Here is a 15,793-nt window from a genome sequence, read left to right as displayed (position 1 = left end):
ATCGGGTGGCGTCGCTCGTATCCCGGTCAGGAGCACCGAGATCGCGCGCTCTCGGATCCCGGCAGGAAGGAGCGTCGATGCCGTCACGAGCGGTGGACTATCTGGTGGAAGCCGTCGCGGCGCTGGGGATTCGGCACCTGTTCGGGGTGGACGGGGCCAATATCGAAGACCTCTACGACGCGCTCTTCGACACCCCGCACGACGTGACCGGGGTGGTGGCCAAGCACGAATTCTCCGCCGCCACCATGGCCGACGGCTATGCCCGCAGCACCGCCGGGCTCGGTGTGGTGTGTGCCACCTCGGGCGGCGGGGCGATGAATCTCGTTGCGGGACTGACGGAGTCGTTCGCCTCGCGGGTGCCGGTGCTGGCCCTGGTCGGGCAGCCGCCGACCGCGCTGGAAGGCGCGGGAGCGTTCCAGGATTCCAGCGGTCTGGCCGGAACCTTCGATGCCGCAAAGCTTTTCGAGTCGATCTCGCGTTACTGCGCGCGGGTGGACGCGGTCGAGGCGCTGCCCTGGCACCTGACCCGGGCGGTGGCGGCCGCGCGCCGGGGCGGGCCCGCGGTGCTGTTGCTGCCCAAGGACGTCCAGCAGGCCGACGCCACCGGCATCCCGCCGCTCCGCCCGCCGCGCGCGGAGCGGGTGTCCGACGCGGACGGGCTGGCCCGGGTCCGTTCGGCGCTGAGCGCGGCCCGCGCCACCGGCAAGATCACGATCATCGCCGGGGACCAGGTGGCCCGCAACGACGCGCGCGCCGAACTGCGCCGCCTCGCAACGGTTCTCGACGCGTCGGTCGGCGTCGCCCCGGACGCCAAGGACGTCTACGACCGCGGCGAGCCGGGCTACTGCGGCGTCTCCGGCAGCATGGGCCACCCCGAACTCGCCGACGCCGTGCGCCACTCGGCCCTGTGCCTCCTGATCGGCACCCGCATGCCCATCACCGCCCGCGCCGGCCTGGACAGTGTGCTGGCGGAGGTCCCGCTCGCCAGCATAGGCGCCGAACCGCCCTACCCGAAGTCCTTGCACGCCAGCACCTCCGACCTCGCGAAGAGCCTCGCCGACCTGGCGGCCGACCTGCCCGCCGCCTTGCGGCGGCGGGCAGGTAATGAGCGCGTGGCAGAGGGCGAGCGCGTGGCAGCGGGCGAGCGGGTGGCAGGTAGTGAGCGCGTGGCAGGCAGCGGGCATGCGGCGGGTGGTGAGCGCGTGGCAGGGGGAGAGCACTTGCCGGAGTCGCCCTCCGCTCGGATGGGCGAACTCACCCCGCTCCCGGTACCTCCCGCCTCCGGCCCCGGCCTCCGATACCGCGAGATCGTCGACATCCTCAACACCGCAATGGAACCCGGCACCGACGTCTTCGCGGACGCGGGGAACACCGGGGCCGCCGTGGTGCACCACCTGCGCCTGCCGCGGGGCGGGCGGTTCGTCGTGGCGCTGGGTATGGGCGGGATGGGGTATGCGTTCGGCGCGGGCATCGGCTCGGCCTTCGCCCGGCACCGGCGGCCGGAGGGTGGCGAGCGCCGCACTCTCGTCGTGGCGGGAGACGGCGCGTTCTTCATGCACGGCATGGAGATCCACACCGCCGTCGAGCACGCGCTGCCGGTGACGTTCGTCGTGCTCAACAACAACGCGCACGCCATGTGCGTCACCCGCGAGCAGCTGTACTACGGAGATCGCTACAGCTTCAACCGTTTTCACCCCGCGCACCTGGGCGCGGGGGTGGCCGCGATGTTCCCCCGGCTGCCCGCGTACTCGCCCGCCACCGCCGAGGAACTGGCCACGGTGCTGGGCTACTGCTTCGAGACCCCCGGTCCGTCGTTCGTCTCGATCGACTGCGACCCGGACGAGATCCCACCGTTCACCCCGTTTCTGTCGATCCCGAGGAGGAACCCGTGACCACCGGAGCCCTGCCCGCACTCAGCGACATCCCGCAGCAGGAGATACCCGGCGTGCTGCGCATCGAGAACTCCGATCGCGAGGCCACCACGCCGATCATCATGGACATGCTGCGCTCGGTCTATCCGCACGACCAGATCTTCGGCGAGTTCTGTCCCGTGCAGTCCTACATCGCCGCCCCGCCGCGCGAGGTGTACGAGTACCTGGCCGACACCCGCTGCCTGGAGGAGTGGACCTACAGCCTGCGCGGATTCGTCGAGACCGAGGAGCCCGGACTGTGGCTGGCCTACGACCGGCTGGGTTCGGAAACCAAGATCTTCACCCGGACCGTCGCCAACCCCGACGCCATGACCGTCGACTACCACTGCGCCTGGGACCAGGGCCAGCACCTGTGGATGGTCTACCTGATGCGCGTGGTCGACGCGCAGGTCGTGTTCAACAAACCGGGTTCGGTAGTGCTGTGGGTGAATTGCCGCCACCCGTTCTACGACGAGAACCCCTACCCCGAGGCCGCGCCGCCGAAGCGCCCCGTGTGGGTCGGCGACTTCTGGGAGATGTTCTCGGCCGGCCACCAGCTCGAACTCGACAACCTCAAGGCGATCTGCGAATACCGGGCCGCGCACGGCCTGCCCATCACACCCGACTGGATGAAGTGAGGCACGCCGATGGAATTCACCGAACCGACGCTCCCGCCCGTCAGCCTCGTCGACGTGGCCTCCTACCTGCCGGGCGAACCGGTCGGCACCGAGTACTTCACGCAGTTCTCTCGGTCCGAGCGGATGGCGAAGAACGTGATGTTCCGCGCGCCCAAGGGCCGCCACCACGTCGACCGGGACGAGACCGCGGTCGACATGGTGGAGCAGGCGGTGGCACCGCTGATCGAACGTCATGGGGCACAGGCGATCTCGGACATCGACGTGCTGCTGACCCACACCCAGCTGCCGACCAATCCGGTGCTGGGCGCGGGCCCGGAGGTGGCCCGGCGGCTCGGCATGCGCCCCGGCTGGGTGTTCGACGTGCACAACGGCGGCTGCGCGGCGTTCGTCCACATGATGTCGCTGGCGCAGATGATTCTGCGGACCACCACCGCCCGCAGCGCGCTGATCGCGGTGGTGCAGAACACCGCCGGGCCGGTGTTCACCCAAACGGAGATCCGCGGCCTCGCCCAGGCCCCGGTCCCGGGTGACGGCTGCGGCGTGGGCCTGCTGCTGAAGAACGACCAGGCGCCCATCCTCGACATCGAGTCCCGCACCTATCCCGAGTTCGCGGGCGACATGGACTTCACCACCGGTTCCGAGCGCAAGTACTGGGAACCGGGCGAGGGCCAGGGCTGCGTCAGTTTCAGCGAATCGAAGATCACCAAGGTGTTCGCGCGCGGCAACCGGCTGGTGCCCGAGGTCGCGCTCGCGGTGTGCGAGCGGATCGGCGTGAAGGGCCGCGACATCGACACCTTTGTCACCAACCAGCCCAACCGGCTGTTCCTGCGCAACTGGCACGACGCGCTCGAACTGCCCGCCGAGCGCCACCCCGATACCTTCGACCGCTGCGGCAACCTGTTCGCCGCGGGCATCCCCGTCACCCTCGACATCGAGAACCGGGCCGGTCGGCTGCGCAACGGTTCGGTCGTGCTGCTGTCCGCGTTCGCGCACGCCGGGGACTTCGCCGCCGCGGCCGCGGTGCGCTGGGGAGCCGCGTGATGACCGGCAGCCGGTCGACGTCCCTGTGGCGCAACGCCCCCTCGACGCTGCCGGCCCGCCGCGCCGCGCCGTGGCACACGCCGGAAACGGTCCGCTTCGACCTGACCCTGAGCGAAAACCCTTTTCCGCCACTTCCTTCGGTGCTCGACGCCGTGCAGCACACGCTGGCGCGCGCGAACCGCTATCCGGAGTTCCTGCCGCACCGGCTGCCCCGGATCATCGCCGAGCACGTGGGCGTGCGCACCGACCAGGTGGTGGTCGGGTCCGGGGCGACGGGGGTGGCCTTGCAGATCATGCAGGCGCTGACCACCCGCGGCCGCGAGATGGTGTTCGCCGCACCGACTTTCGACGGCTATCCGATCCTCGCGGGCATGGTCGGCCTGGAAACCGTTGCGGTGCCCCTGGATTCGCGCGGGCGCCAGGACCTCGTCGGGCTGGCCCGGGCGGTCGGCGAACGCACCGGACTGGTCGCGGTGTGCCGTCCGCACAACCCGACCGGCACGGTGACGCCCGCCAGCGAGCTCAAGGCGTTCCTGTTCGGCATTCCGCGCGACGTGCCGGTGATCCTCGACGAGGCCTACGTCGAATTCCTCGGCGTCACAGACACTCTCGACGCGGTCGAGCTGGTGTCGCGCTACCCGAACGTGCTGGTGCTGCGCACTTTCTCCAAGGCCTACGGCCTGGCCGGGATGCGCATCGGCTACGCGTTCGGCCATCCCGATCTGGTGCGCCGGGTGCGCGCGCTCCAGCTGCCGTTCGGTGTCGCGGAATCGGCGGTGGTGGCGGTGGCGGCCTCCTACGCCGCCCAGACGGAACTGGGCGAGCGGGTGCTGCGCATCACCACCGAACGCGAGCTGCTGCGAACATCGCTGCGCCGCAGTGGTATTCGGGTGCCGCGCAGTCGCGCCAACTTCCTCTACCTGCCGGGCGGCGACGTCGCCGCCCGCCTGGCCCGCGCGGGCATCGCCGCCAAGACCTATCCGGACGGCAGCGCGCGCATCGCCGTCGGGGACCGGGTCGCGGACGCCGCGGTCCGGCACGCCCTCGGCGATCCCGTGCCGCTCGGCGAGCAGCGGCGCCGGTTCCCGTACGACGACAGCGACCTGTGCGCGCTGACCATGCGCTCCGAGCCGGACGGAGAGCGGCACTAGAACTAGCACTGCTAGACAAGCTAGCTCTGCCTCGCTATGCTCACTCCATCACCTAGCGTTGCTAGATTTTGGAGTAGGAGAAGCAGATGCTCACCACGATCGCCCAGGTCCTGGCCGTTATCGCCGTGCTCGGCAACGGCATCGTCTACGGCACCGACGTGTGCGCGGCCCTCGTCACCCGATCGGTCAACCGGCACCTGAGCGACGCGGAGCTGACGAAGTTCGCCGGGTGGGGCCACTACTACGCCGACAAGCGGATGCCCTTCGCGGGCGTGAGCGGGGTGGTCGCGACGGCGCTCACGATCCTCGTCGCCGCGCTCGCGGGCGCGGGCGCGGCGGCGGGCGCGGGCGGCGTCGCCCTGGTGGCGCTGGTGACGTGGCTGGGTCTCTACGCCCGGGTCGCCAAGCCGGTCAACAACGCGCAGAAGGCGGCCGCGCAGGCGGGCACCACACCCGCCGATGCCCGTGCGCTGCAACAGAAGTGGGAGAGCATCCTGGCGTCGCGGGTCGGCCTGCAGGTGCTCGCGGTCGCGGCGCTGTGCGCGGCGCTGGCCCTGTTGTGATCACAGCGTGCTGCTGAGCATGACCTGATTGGTTGCGGCGGAACGGATTTCGACCGAACGGACCTGGCCCGGCGGCACCGCGGTGGTGCCGTCGGGCGTCACCGTGTCGCCGGGCCGGGCCGTCCACTGCGCGATCATCGACTGGGTGCCGTCGGCGTGCACCACCCACATCGACCCCTGCCAGGTGTACTGCGTATTCGACGGCGCGTAACTGCACGACATCTCCACCCGGGTGCCCTCCGGCACCGCGACCAGCCGGAAACTGGCCGTGATCGGCGACGGCACCACCGCGTCCATGCTGCGTTCGGCCACCACCTCCGCGGTGGTCGGCGCCTCGGTGCGCGCGCTCAGCGAGGCGGTCACCGGGATCGCGATCGCCACCGCCGCGGCGGCCGCGGCCACCGCCCCCGTCACCGCGAGTAGTCGCCCGCGCCGCCGCTGCCGGCGGGTCCGCTCGGCCAGGCGCGCCAGCGACACCGGCGGCTCGATCGAAGAATCGGCGTCGGCGCGCGGGCCGGGCGCGGCCTGCTCGGGGACCGGATCGACCAGCGACATCGCCACCCCGGTGTCGACCTGCCCGAGCAGCCCCGGCAGGCCCGCCAATTCGGCCACCGCCGCCCGGCACCGGGCGCACCGGGTCAGGTGTAACTCGTATTCGAGTCGTTCGGCCCGGCCGAGGGCGCCGAGTACATACGGGCCGTCCCACGTCGCGTAGTCGTCGCCCTCGCCGGACTCCGCCGCGTGCGCGGTCTCCGTCACTTCGTCACCCCCATCTCCGTCAGTGCCGACCGCAGCGCCCGCATGCCGTAATGCATCCGGGACTTCACGGTGCCCTCGGGAATGGCCAACTCGGTCGCGATCTGATGCGTCGACAGGCCACGGTAATACGCGCGCACGATCACCTCCCGGTGATCGATGCTGAGCCGGGCGAGCGCATCCGCGATCAGCCACCCGTCCAAGGCACGATCCGCCTGGTCCGGCGTGGCCTGCTCGGGCGGCTTGTCGGTGCGGTACTCGCGCCGGTGCCGCGCGCTGCGGTACTCGTCCACCGCCATGTTGCGGGCGACGGTGAACAGCCACGCCCGCGCCGACGCCGTCGACTGGTCGAGCACGTGCGGGCGCTGCCACGCGCGCAGCAGCGTCTCCTGCACGATGTCCTCGGCTCGGCCCGAATCCCCCACCAGGCTGTAGGTGTAGCGCCACAACGCGGCCGCGTGCTCGTCGTACAGGACCCGCAGCAACTCCGCCTGTGCCGGGTCGCCGTCGTCCACCGGCAGGGCCGGGACGCTGCTGCGCGACGGCTGGGTATCGGCTCCGTCACTCGGGTAGCGGGATGAGCGAGCCATCTGCTCACCGGGTCGATTGTCGGATCAGTGATCCGGATGTTGTGCCCACACTAGGTGGATACGTTCTCAGTTGCGCTCGAGTTCGATGGGATGCGTAGCGAGTAGCGACAGCGGCAGCGGTTGCCGGCGCAGCACCTGCGCCCACAGATCGGTGCGGCGCGCGATGGGGTCGGTGGGCAGGGCGGACAGCACGATCCAGTCGCCGCGCTCCAGCTCGCCCTCCAATTGCCCGAACGTCCAGCCCGCGTAGCCGGCGAAGATGCGGATGCCCTCCACCATCGGGCCGATCACGTCGGGATCGGAGTCCAGATCCAGCAACGCGACCCGGCCGTCCACCCGGCGCAGGCCCGCCGAGCGATCGATGCCCGTGCCGACCTTGACGGTGGCCAGGCACAGCGCGGCGTCGCGCTTCACCGGCCCGCCCAGATACAGCGACCCCGGCGAGGCCGCGAGGTCGGCCCAGCGCGGCAGCACGTCCCGCACCGCCGTCTCGCTGGGGCGATTGATGATGACGCCGAGGCTGCCCGCGTCGTTGTGTTCCACGATGTACACCACGGTGCGCCGGAACGACGGCTCGGTCAGATCGGTGGCGGAGACCAGCAGCGTGCCGGGCCGCACCACCTGTTCCTCGGAGCGGGATTCCCGTCTGGAGCGGTCGCCGTGTTCCTCTGCGCGTGCCACCACGCCATCATCGCACCGTGGCTGGGTAATTGCGCCGCCTTCGGGCGCGCGGGTTTGCGCCGCCGCCCTCCTGGCGGGCATCGATGTAAGGCAGATCACAGGATTGTCGGGGTGAGGTCGTGTCGCTAGGGTTTCGGCATGCTGCGCCCCGAGGTGGTTCTGGACAATAGCGATGCCGTCTACGACTTCTATCAGGAGCACCGGCAGAAGCGGGTGCAGGCGCTGGCGGCGTACGCGGTGCTGGCGCGGCGGTTCCGGCCGCGGATCGGGTACGCGGCGGGGGCGCGGGAGAAGTTGCGCGAGTTGATCTCCCAGCGGCGGCCGCTGCTGATCGCCATCAACCACCTGTCGCAGCAGGATCCCTACACGGTCGCGGCGGCGGCCTGGCGCAGCGGCTTGCGTCCGGTGATCGGGCGGGCACGGGTGCTGGCGAAGGACGAACTGTTCGTCGACCCCGAGCAGCGCCGCAAGGTCGAGATGATGGGCGGCATACCGGTGTTCCGCGGCAAGGACCACGGCATCCGCGCGGTGAACGCCGCGGGGCAGCGCATGATCGACATCTGCGCCGAGCGGATGGCGCGCGGCGACAGCGTCGCGGTCTTTCCCGAGGGCACCTGCAACGACGTCGACCCGACCCGGGTGCAGGCGGTCGGCAGCGGCATCGGGCACATCGCGTTCCGGGCGATGAAGCTCGGCGCCCGGCCCGCGCTGGTCAGCCTCGGGCTCAGTTACGGTCCGCGGCCGGATCCGAGCGTGGAGCCCGACGCCGAAGAGGTGAAGTCGGCCAGCTTCCACTTCGGGGTGCCGGTGCCCGAGTTGCCCGCGCGGCCCGCCGAGATCGCCCGGCTGGTGCGCGACGAACTGCAACTGGCTCTCGACGGGGCGGTCGCGGCCTACTGATACCGCTCAGCGCGGCAGGTCGAAACGCTCACGCGCCCACTGCGGCACGAGCGCGACGTACTCCGGCCGCGACTCGACGAAGTGGTGCACCATCGGGCACAGCGGCAGGATGCCGTAACCCTCGTCGCGGCTGGCGTCCAGCGCCGCCTGCACGAGGACGCGCCCGTAGCCCTGACCCTCGTAGCGGGGGTAGACCTCGGTGTGGACGAGGGCCCGCTCGCTGGCGGTGTCCTGGTATTCCGCGATGCCGGCGAGTCCGCCGTCGACGTAGATCTCGAAACGATCGAGCTGCGTGTTGTTGCGCACATCGGTCGACATGGCTCGACGCTACTGTGTTGCGGACGCGATAGGGCCGAATGTGACGGTTATCGGCTTTCCCGCGCGGCCGAGTGTCGAGTTGTGACCGGCGGCCCGGCCGCAGAGAATGCTGGCATCGGATGCGAGTGCGGCCGGCCGGACCGGGGAGAGTGCGCGGATGACGACACGACGGACAGCACGTGCGCTGGCGTGGTTGTGCGCCGCGTTCCTGGCGGTGCAGCCGACCGGCGTCGCCGCGGCCGACGACCGGCCGGCGTTCGGCGCCTGCCCGGACGGCGCGGTGACACCCGATCGCGGGGCGGACTGCGCGGTGATCTCGGTCCCGCGTGATTACGCCACCCCCGACGGCCCGCGAATCGAGTTGACCGTCAGCAGGATTCGCGCCACGGGTGAGCGCCTCGGCACGATCTTCACCAACCCCGGCGGTCCCGGCGCGGACGCTCTGGACTACTGGGCCCGCCGCTCGCCGGAGCTGCCGGCCGAGCTGAGCGAGCATTACGACCGAATCGCGGTGCAGCCGCGCGGATTGCGCTGGGCCACCCCGCTGGACTGCGGCCCGGCCGGTCGCCAGGACCGCGGCGCCACCAAAACCGCTTGCGACACAGCGCAACCCGGCTACGTCGAGACCGTCACCACCGAGAACACCGCGCGCGACATGGACGCCGTGCGCGCCGCGCTGGGGCTGGACCGCATCGACTTCTTCGGCACGTCCTACGGCACCTACCTGGGTGCGGTCTACGCTTCGCTGTTCCCGCAACGGGTTTCGCGGCTGGTGCTCGACTCCAGCGTGCATCCGGACTGGGTGTGGAACGAGCAGTTCGCGCAGCAGCAGCTGGCGGGCAAGCAGCGGCTCGACGACCTGTTCGCCTGGATCGCCGCGCACGACGGCGAATACCACCTGGGCGCGACGCCGCTGCGGGTCTACGAGAACTGGGTGCGGCTGGTGGTCGCGCAGGGCGGCGGCTGGTACGCGAACCTGACCCCGCCGCCCGCGTCCACCGCCGACCTGCCGGGCGAATTGCCCGAGCCCCTCGCGCAACTCGCGCGCGACGGTTTCAACGGCGGCCGCGATCAGATCGGGCAGTTGCAGAACCTGGTCCGCACGCTGGCCTCCGGCGGCATGTCGGCTCAGGTGCCGCTGCTGGCGGCCACGGCAGTCGCCACCTACACCCGCTCGTTCTGGCCGACCTTCGCCCGCGCCATGGCCGACGCGAACGCCGATCCCGCCGACACCCGGCAGCTGCGTGCCATCGAGGGCGTGGCGGAGATCAACCCGACGGGCCGGAACGTCTTCTCCGCCATCACCTGCAACGAGAACGCGGTGCCCGCCCGGCCGGAACTGCTCGGGTCGGCGGCCGCCACCGTCGCCTCCGGCGGCAATGCCCTCGACGCCCGCGCCGACCTGGTCCGCTCCGGCGTGGCCTGCGCCGACTGGGACCCGGTGACCACGCCGATCACCATCGCCGACCGCGGTCTGGCCACGCCGCCGCTGGTGTTGCAGAGCCGCCACGACGCGGTCACCGAATACGACGGCGGGCCCGCCATGGCGGCCGCCCTGCGCGGCTCGCTGATCACCGTCGAGGGCGGCGACCACGGCACCTTCGGCCGCGGCAACACCGCCGTCGACCAGGCCGTGCTCACCTACCTGCGCACCGGCGCGGTCACCATCGACCACGCCGACCAGGCCCCGATGAACTGAGCGCCGCTCATCCGGTGGTCTCGGCTAACCTGCCGATGACTGCGCGCCGGTCATGCGCTGATCTCGGCGAGCGTGCCGGTGAACTGAGCGCCGGTCATGCGCTGATCTCGGCGAACGTGCCGGTGAACTGTGCGCCGCTCATGCACCGATCTCGGCGTACAAGCCGGGCTCGTACGAGCCGCCCTGCTGGCGCACGATCACGCCGAGCCGGTTGGCCGCGTTGATCTGCGCGACCAGCGCGACGAGGGCGGCGATCTGATCGTCGTCGTAGTGCTCGCGCACCCGCGCCCAGGTCTCGTCGGACACGCCCGTCGCGGCGTCGGCGATCCGGGTGCCTTCCTCGGCCAGCGCCAGCGCGGCCCGCTCGGCCTCGGAGTACACCGTGGCCTCCCGCCACGCGGCGAGCAGATTGATCCGCACCGCGGGCTCCCCGGAATGCGCCAGGTCCTTGCTGTGCACATCGGTGCACCAGGCACACCCGTTGATCTGGCTGACCCGCAACATCATCAGATCCTGAGTGGCCTTGGGCAGCGTCGACTGGAGCACCACCATGCTGGCGTTGCCGAACCGCTTCGCGAACTTGGCGCCCAGCGCATTGTCGGTGAGGGTGAAACGGGGTTCCATGACTTCGTCCTTGCTGTCGCGTGAATGTCTTTGACGGGCATAAGATGCCGCCCACCCGCTCGGTGTGACACCGCCGTCCGAAATCGGTTTCGGATCGCCGGTCGGGGTTGATACCCTGCGCCGGGGCGGGGGTGACACGCCTGCGGTGATGATCGATGTCGAGGCGGCGCAACATGTTCGGGAAATTGTTCGGGGCGGGATCGTGGCGAGGCATTGCGGTAGTCGGGGCCGTGGTCGCCGGATGTTGCGCGTGTGGCGGTTCGGACGAGCCGCAGTACGCGACCGGATACTCCGCGCTACCTGCCTCGTGTGCCGAGGTCGGCACGGCGGCGGGCGAAACGCTGCACCGATTCGCGGGTGCGCTGCCGACGGCCGGTGCGCAACTCGTCACCAAGTCCGAGACCGACACCGGCCTCGCGCAGGGGCTCACCTGCACGGCCACCTACGAGGATCCGATTCCGCGCCTCGACGAAGTCACTACGCCCCAGCCACTTTCGCGCACGGCGACGATCCAACTCCTGCTGTGGACGACCCCGACCATGCTCGCGCCGACCACGACCTCCACCACCGCACCCGCCTCGACCGACCAAGCCGCGACGCCGGTACCCGGTATCGGCGACCAGGCCGATATCTCGACTCGCGCGGCGGGAAACAAGATTTCGGTGACGATGCGGACCAAACTCGGGAACCTCGCGATCAATGTCGAAACCCAAGGCTCCAACTGGTCCGGAGCGAGCGGCACGCCACCCACGGGCGATTCCCCGGCATTGCGCATCGACCTCGCCGCCGGCGCCGAATCCATCGCGAAAGCACTGGCCCAGAATCTCCCGGCCAGCCTCCCACGCAAGACGCTGCAACCCGAGACCCCCACCACCCCCGCGCCTCCCTCCACCACCACAACACTTGCGCCCCAACCGGTCTGGGACCCATGCACCATCCCCGACGCCGACCTCAACGCAGCAGGCCTGAACCCACAGTCCAAGAAATCGGACACCCCGAGCCCGACACAAAAACAATGCCGGTGGACCAGCCCCTCCCACGAAGTTGCCGTCTTCACCCGAGACAGCCGCTTCACAGACTGGGCCTACGAAGTCTTCACCCAACCCCGCCCGCTCACGATAGGCCCCCGCCGCGCCCTCACCGTCACCAGCGACATGCCCAACGACCCCCGATGCACCCTCCTCTTCGACATCCCCCAGAGCACCAAGGACGGCATCCCAACCGGCGTGGTCCAGGTAGAGGCATCCACCAACACCCCGGGTGACCGAGACACCCTGTGCTCAGAACTCACCCGCCTGGCAGTCCCTCTGACCCAGCACTTCCCGCCCAGCCGCTGATCCGGACCTGGTGAAGTAGGCCAGGTCCGGCACAGCTCAGAGCCGACGGTGATAGTCCAGCCGGATTCGGGGATCCGGCATGTTCGGCGTCCGCGATCCATCAACCCGGCTGGGCCCACTCTCCCGGGTCTTCATTCGCATAGGGTTTCGGATGCGGCCGGGACCTCGGATGCGGGCGGGACGGAGCTTGCGTCGAACTGTGATCTGGCGGGCCCTGGCGACTCTGTTCCGGGGACTCCGGATGCGGAGGATACGGATGCGGAGGCATTGGCTGCGCGGACAGCCGGACCCCTTCCTCCGTCGCCGGCAGATCGACATCCGTCCAGACCGGAACAGACAGCACAGCTCCTACAACCGCCACCGCGGCGAACCCGATGGTAATGGCGCGCTGAATCATGGTGACCCTCTCTCACTGAGAAATGGCACAACCGATCAACCGGACCAGCGTAGAAGCGCCCGCAGCCGAACCTGGGAATCACCGATCACGTGGCGATTCCCGCGCGCGCCACCCCACCTATAGCCCGCGCGGGGAGCCTGAACCCGCTGTCCGACAAGCTGACGGTCTTACGGACAGTCACGGTCGTTACCGAATATTTTTCTGAGCCCCACAGAAGTGTCAATCGAAGAATCTGCAGGTCGAAGGTATCGACGTACAACAAAAAGTGTAATACACTTTTTCTGTGCGGATCACCATCTTGGAGTGCGCCAAACGGCACAGCGTCGTGGAGGAAGAGATCCGTGTCGTCCTGTCGTACCCGGTGCTTCGCATCCGGATCGCGCCACGTCGGGATGGTGCAGATCCCTACCTCTTCATCGGACGTTACGACGAAAATGAACCACTGCTCGAAGTCATTGCCGACCTGGCCGGTTCAGACGAGTGGGTGGCGTTCCACGCCATGATGTTGCGGCCCTCAACGATCCACAACCTGGGGTTGGAGCTTGTAATAGACGCTCTCGACCTTGGTGACACTGCCCGGCAACGACCGGAGAGGAGAGATGACCTATGAGCAAAAAAAGGGACACATCGTCGAAGCGCCTGACCGCCGCCGACTACGAGCGTATGTCCGATGACTATGCCGAAAACCCTGTCCGGGACACGGAGGTCGTCGGGCCTGTGGAAGTCGGCATGACTGTCCTGCGCAAGGGGCGGCCAGCCGGTCTCCGACGAGGTAAAACACCTGGCCATTCGGTACGTCTACCGGATAGCTTGCGCGAACGTCTGGCAGTTCAAGCTGAGCGTGAGGCCGCATCACAAAGTGAGGTCATTCGCCGGGCTGTCTCGGAGTACTTGGACCGCCACGCTGTCTGAGGGCAAGCCGCACTCGAGCACCTCGGCAGCTGCGTGAATCCGCTGCTGGACGGAACTGTTGTCGGCGGAACTTGGGATCCCACCGCACGTAGCTGGAGCTGAGTGGCGGTCCGGGCGCAGATCGCCGATTCTTCGTGTAGGTATGGCGCACATCACATTTTGTTGTGTCATGTTCGGAGGGGCTGCGGTGTCTCGAGGGCATGAGCGAAGACAAGGCACATCACAAGGTCGTTGTTGTTGGTGGCGGGTATGCCGGGACTGTTGCGGCCAATCGGTTGCGGGGGCGTGGGGATGTCGATATCACGCTGGTTAATCCTCGGGCGGAGTTTGTTGATCGTGTTCGGTTGCATCAGTTGGTGGCGGGTACCGGTGAGGCGACGGCCGATTACGGCACGCTGCTCGGTGCGGGCATCGAGTTGGTGGTCGACAGTGCTACGCGTATCGATGTCGCCGCGCGCACGGTGCGGCTGGCGTCGGGCCGCACGCTGCACTACGACTATGTCGTCTATGCGGTGGGCAGTACCGCGGCGAAACCGGCGGTGCCCGGTGCGGCCGAGTTCGCCTTTCCGCTGGCCGAATTCGAGTCCGCGCAGCGGCTGCGCGCCAGGCTGGCGGAGTTGCCGCGCGAGGCGCCGGTCACCGTGGTCGGCGGTGGGCCGACCGGGATCGAGACCGCCGCGGAACTGGCCGAGCAAGGACGCGCGATCACACTGGTGTGCGGCGGAGGTCTGATGCCGTCGTTGAGTGCGCCGGGCCGCCGGTACGTCGCGAAGTGGATGTCGCGACACAACGTCACCGTGCTCGAGGGCAACGCGGTGACCGAGGTTCATTCGGAGGCAGTCGTTTTCGCCGACGGCGGGGTGCGTCCCAGCGCACTCACCATCTGGACGACCGGATTCGGCGTACCCCGGCTGGCGATCGACAGCGGACTGCGCACCGACGAACTCGGTCGATTGCTCACCGACGAAACACTGACGAGCATCGACGACGAGCGAATCGTGGCAACCGGCGACGCCGCCGCACCCTCCGGTCGCCCGCCGCGAATGAGCGGGCAGGGCGCGGGGCCGCTCGGGGCACAGGCCGCCGACACCGTACTGAGCCACATCGCCGGCACCGAACCCGCGCCGATCGACCTGGCCCTGTTGGGAACCTGCGTCAGCCTCGGCCGCCGCGCGGGCATCCGACAGCTCGCGCGCAAGGACGACATCGCGATCAACCTCTACATCGGCGGCCGCGCGGGTGCGAAGATCAAGGAGATGACCTGCAATCTCGGGGTGACCAAGATCCGCCGGGAAGCCCGTGAACCGGGTAGGTTGACCTGGCTGAAGGGCGGCCCGCGCCCCGAACCGTCGGCCGCCGCGCCGCTGAGGTCGGCATGACGACCCACGAACACGCCGAGCGCTTCACCGCGCTGCGACCGCTGCTGTTCACGATCGCATACGAAATCCTCGGCTCGGCAACGGAATCCGACGATGTCCTGCAAGACAGCTACCTGCGCTGGGCCGAGGTGGACCTGACGAGCGTGCGCGACACCAAGTCCTATCTGGCCCGGCTGGTGACCCGTCAAGCGCTCAACACGATCCGCGCGGGCACGCGCCGCCGCGAGGACTACATCGGCCCGTGGCTGCCCGAGCCGCTGCTGGTCGACGAACACGACGCGGCGGCGGACATGGTGCTCGCCGACTCGGTGTCGATGGCGATGCTCGTGCTGCTGGAAACCCTCACTCCGAGCGAGCGCGCGGTGTTCGTGCTGCGCGACGTGTTCGACTTCGACTACGACGAAATCGCCGCGGCGGTGGGCAAATCCGTGATGACGGTGCGCCAGGTGGCCCACCGCGCGCGCTCCCACGTGCACGCGCGCCGAAAACGCTTCGACCCCGCCGATTCGGCGGAAATCGCGCACCTCACCGCACAGTTCATGACGGCGGCGACCACCGGCGACACCACCGGGCTGCTGTCACTCCTCGCTCCCGAGGTCACCTGGACCGCCGACAGCGGCGGCAAGGCGACCGCGGCGCGTCGGCCGATCGTGGGTGCGGAGAAAGTGGCCGCGATCATTGTCAGCCTCTTCCACACCAGGCGGCCGACCTCGGACCTGCGGATCGAAACGGTCAACTGCAACAACACGCCCGCGCTCGTCGCCTATCGCGGCGACCTCCTCGAAGGCGTCTTCCTGATCGAAATTCTCGGCGGGAAGATCACCAACCTCTACGCCGTCCGCAACCCCGACAAACTCGCCGCGGTGACGGTCCCGCGTCGGATCAGCCGCTGAGGGT

The 15,793-nt window shown here is 69.2% G+C and carries 17 protein-coding genes; 12 read left to right on the top strand and 5 right to left on the bottom strand.

The genetic code is table 11. From position 1 onward, the window contains the following. Positions 1-77: 77 nt before the first annotated feature. From IU476_RS32550 to IU476_RS32530, 5 genes are all read left to right on the top strand, one after another. Entirely contained in the window at positions 78-1,892 is a 1,815-nt protein-coding gene (locus IU476_RS32550; RefSeq protein ID WP_195106147.1) for a thiamine pyrophosphate-binding protein, read from the top strand. After that, positions 1,889-2,548 (top strand): SRPBCC family protein, encoded by a 660-nt coding sequence (locus IU476_RS32545; protein ID WP_195106146.1) that lies wholly within the window; start codon positions 1,889-1,891, stop codon positions 2,546-2,548. Before IU476_RS32550 ends, IU476_RS32545 begins: the two co-directional genes overlap by 4 nt. Positions 2,549-2,557: 9 nt before the next feature. Continuing rightward, a complete protein-coding gene (locus IU476_RS32540; RefSeq protein ID WP_195106145.1) occupies positions 2,558-3,589 on the top strand; it encodes a 3-oxoacyl-ACP synthase III family protein in 1,032 nt (343 codons plus the stop codon). Then, the gene (locus IU476_RS32535; protein ID WP_195106144.1) at positions 3,589-4,740 is read left to right on the top strand and encodes an aminotransferase class I/II-fold pyridoxal phosphate-dependent enzyme; all 1,152 of its coding nucleotides are present in this window, start codon (positions 3,589-3,591) and stop codon (positions 4,738-4,740) included. The genes IU476_RS32540 and IU476_RS32535 overlap by 1 nt, the downstream gene beginning before the upstream one ends. An 86-nt stretch (positions 4,741-4,826) precedes the next feature. After that, positions 4,827-5,303, top strand: coding sequence for a DUF1772 domain-containing protein (locus IU476_RS32530; protein WP_195106143.1), 477 nt, complete (start codon positions 4,827-4,829; stop codon positions 5,301-5,303). On the opposite strand, the gene IU476_RS32525 is transcribed toward IU476_RS32530, so the two are convergent. The 3 genes from IU476_RS32525 to IU476_RS32515 form a co-directional block, all read right to left on the bottom strand. Next, a complete protein-coding gene (locus IU476_RS32525) occupies positions 5,304-6,062 on the bottom strand; it encodes an anti-sigma factor (protein ID WP_195106142.1) in 759 nt (252 codons plus the stop codon). It abuts the gene before it with no gap. Further along, positions 6,059-6,649 carry a sigma-70 family RNA polymerase sigma factor gene (locus IU476_RS32520; protein WP_195106141.1) on the bottom strand — a complete coding sequence of 197 codons (591 nt, stop codon included), beginning with the start codon at positions 6,647-6,649 and terminating at the stop codon, positions 6,059-6,061. The genes IU476_RS32525 and IU476_RS32520 overlap by 4 nt, the downstream gene beginning before the upstream one ends. A gap of 66 nt (positions 6,650-6,715) precedes the next feature. Further along, a complete protein-coding gene (locus IU476_RS32515) occupies positions 6,716-7,330 on the bottom strand; it encodes a YqgE/AlgH family protein (RefSeq protein ID WP_324194502.1) in 615 nt (204 codons plus the stop codon). Between the two features lie 138 nt (positions 7,331-7,468). Here IU476_RS32515 and IU476_RS32510 point away from each other — a divergent pair, with 138 nt between their 5' ends. Then, a complete protein-coding gene (locus tag IU476_RS32510) occupies positions 7,469-8,230 on the top strand; it encodes a lysophospholipid acyltransferase family protein (RefSeq protein ID WP_195106139.1) in 762 nt (253 codons plus the stop codon). 6 nt (positions 8,231-8,236) lie between these two features. Here IU476_RS32510 and IU476_RS32505 read toward each other — a convergent pair whose 3' ends face one another. Continuing rightward, on the bottom strand, positions 8,237-8,548 hold the full coding sequence (locus IU476_RS32505) for a GNAT family N-acetyltransferase (RefSeq protein WP_195106138.1): 312 nt from the start codon (positions 8,546-8,548) through the stop codon (positions 8,237-8,239). A gap of 157 nt (positions 8,549-8,705) precedes the next feature. Between IU476_RS32505 and IU476_RS32500 the strand changes: the two genes are divergently transcribed. Then, positions 8,706-10,247 (top strand): alpha/beta hydrolase, encoded by a 1,542-nt coding sequence (locus IU476_RS32500; RefSeq protein WP_195106137.1) that lies wholly within the window; start codon positions 8,706-8,708, stop codon positions 10,245-10,247. Between the two features lie 138 nt (positions 10,248-10,385). On the opposite strand, the gene IU476_RS32495 is transcribed toward IU476_RS32500, so the two are convergent. Next, a complete protein-coding gene (locus IU476_RS32495) occupies positions 10,386-10,871 on the bottom strand; it encodes a carboxymuconolactone decarboxylase family protein (RefSeq protein ID WP_195106136.1) in 486 nt (161 codons plus the stop codon). A 230-nt stretch (positions 10,872-11,101) separates the two neighbouring features. Here IU476_RS32495 and IU476_RS37185 point away from each other — a divergent pair, with 230 nt between their 5' ends. The 5 genes from IU476_RS37185 (at position 11,102) to sigJ (ending at position 15,789) form a co-directional block, all read left to right on the top strand. Continuing rightward, a complete protein-coding gene (locus IU476_RS37185) occupies positions 11,102-12,208 on the top strand; it encodes a DUF3558 family protein (protein WP_195106135.1) in 1,107 nt (368 codons plus the stop codon). A 680-nt stretch (positions 12,209-12,888) separates the two neighbouring features. After that, positions 12,889-13,215 (top strand): hypothetical protein, encoded by a 327-nt coding sequence (locus IU476_RS32485; protein ID WP_195106134.1) that lies wholly within the window; start codon positions 12,889-12,891, stop codon positions 13,213-13,215. Beyond that, positions 13,212-13,517 (top strand): ribbon-helix-helix protein, CopG family, encoded by a 306-nt coding sequence (locus IU476_RS37265; protein ID WP_195106133.1) that lies wholly within the window; start codon positions 13,212-13,214, stop codon positions 13,515-13,517. Before IU476_RS32485 ends, IU476_RS37265 begins: the two co-directional genes overlap by 4 nt. A 200-nt stretch (positions 13,518-13,717) precedes the next feature. Continuing rightward, positions 13,718-14,896 carry an NAD(P)/FAD-dependent oxidoreductase gene (locus tag IU476_RS32475; protein WP_195106132.1) on the top strand — a complete coding sequence of 393 codons (1,179 nt, stop codon included), beginning with the start codon at positions 13,718-13,720 and terminating at the stop codon, positions 14,894-14,896. Continuing rightward, positions 14,893-15,789 (top strand): RNA polymerase sigma factor SigJ, encoded by an 897-nt coding sequence (gene sigJ, locus IU476_RS32470; protein WP_195106131.1) that lies wholly within the window; start codon positions 14,893-14,895, stop codon positions 15,787-15,789. Before IU476_RS32475 ends, sigJ begins: the two co-directional genes overlap by 4 nt. The last annotated feature ends 4 nt before the right edge of the window (positions 15,790-15,793 follow it).

The organism is Nocardia blacklockiae (genome assembly GCF_015477355.1).
Lineage (GTDB): Bacteria > Actinomycetota > Actinomycetes > Mycobacteriales > Mycobacteriaceae > Nocardia > Nocardia blacklockiae.
Note: the sequence above shows the minus strand (reverse complement) of the source record. Positions and strands in the feature narration are given on the sequence as shown.

What these genes read in the sequence shown, in the direction of transcription:
- IU476_RS32550 (WP_195106147.1), top strand. Translation starts at nt 78, where the DNA reads ATGCCGTCACGAGCGGTGGACTATCTGGTGGAAGCCGTCGCGGCGCTG.
- IU476_RS32540 (WP_195106145.1), top strand. Translation starts at nt 2,558, where the DNA reads ATGGAATTCACCGAACCGACGCTCCCGCCCGTCAGCCTCGTCGACGTG.
- IU476_RS32535 (WP_195106144.1), top strand. Translation starts at nt 3,589, where the DNA reads ATGACCGGCAGCCGGTCGACGTCCCTGTGGCGCAACGCCCCCTCGACG.
- IU476_RS32530 (WP_195106143.1), top strand. Translation starts at nt 4,827, where the DNA reads ATGCTCACCACGATCGCCCAGGTCCTGGCCGTTATCGCCGTGCTCGGC.
- IU476_RS32520 (WP_195106141.1), bottom strand. Translation starts at nt 6,649, where the DNA reads ATGGCTCGCTCATCCCGCTACCCGAGTGACGGAGCCGATACCCAGCCG.
- IU476_RS32510 (WP_195106139.1), top strand. Translation starts at nt 7,469, where the DNA reads ATGCTGCGCCCCGAGGTGGTTCTGGACAATAGCGATGCCGTCTACGAC.
- IU476_RS32505 (WP_195106138.1), bottom strand. Translation starts at nt 8,548, where the DNA reads ATGTCGACCGATGTGCGCAACAACACGCAGCTCGATCGTTTCGAGATC.
- IU476_RS32500 (WP_195106137.1), top strand. Translation starts at nt 8,706, where the DNA reads ATGACGACACGACGGACAGCACGTGCGCTGGCGTGGTTGTGCGCCGCG.
- IU476_RS32495 (WP_195106136.1), bottom strand. Translation starts at nt 10,871, where the DNA reads ATGGAACCCCGTTTCACCCTCACCGACAATGCGCTGGGCGCCAAGTTC.
- IU476_RS37265 (WP_195106133.1), top strand. Translation starts at nt 13,212, where the DNA reads ATGAGCAAAAAAAGGGACACATCGTCGAAGCGCCTGACCGCCGCCGAC.
- IU476_RS32475 (WP_195106132.1), top strand. Translation starts at nt 13,718, where the DNA reads ATGAGCGAAGACAAGGCACATCACAAGGTCGTTGTTGTTGGTGGCGGG.
- sigJ (WP_195106131.1), top strand. Translation starts at nt 14,893, where the DNA reads ATGACGACCCACGAACACGCCGAGCGCTTCACCGCGCTGCGACCGCTG.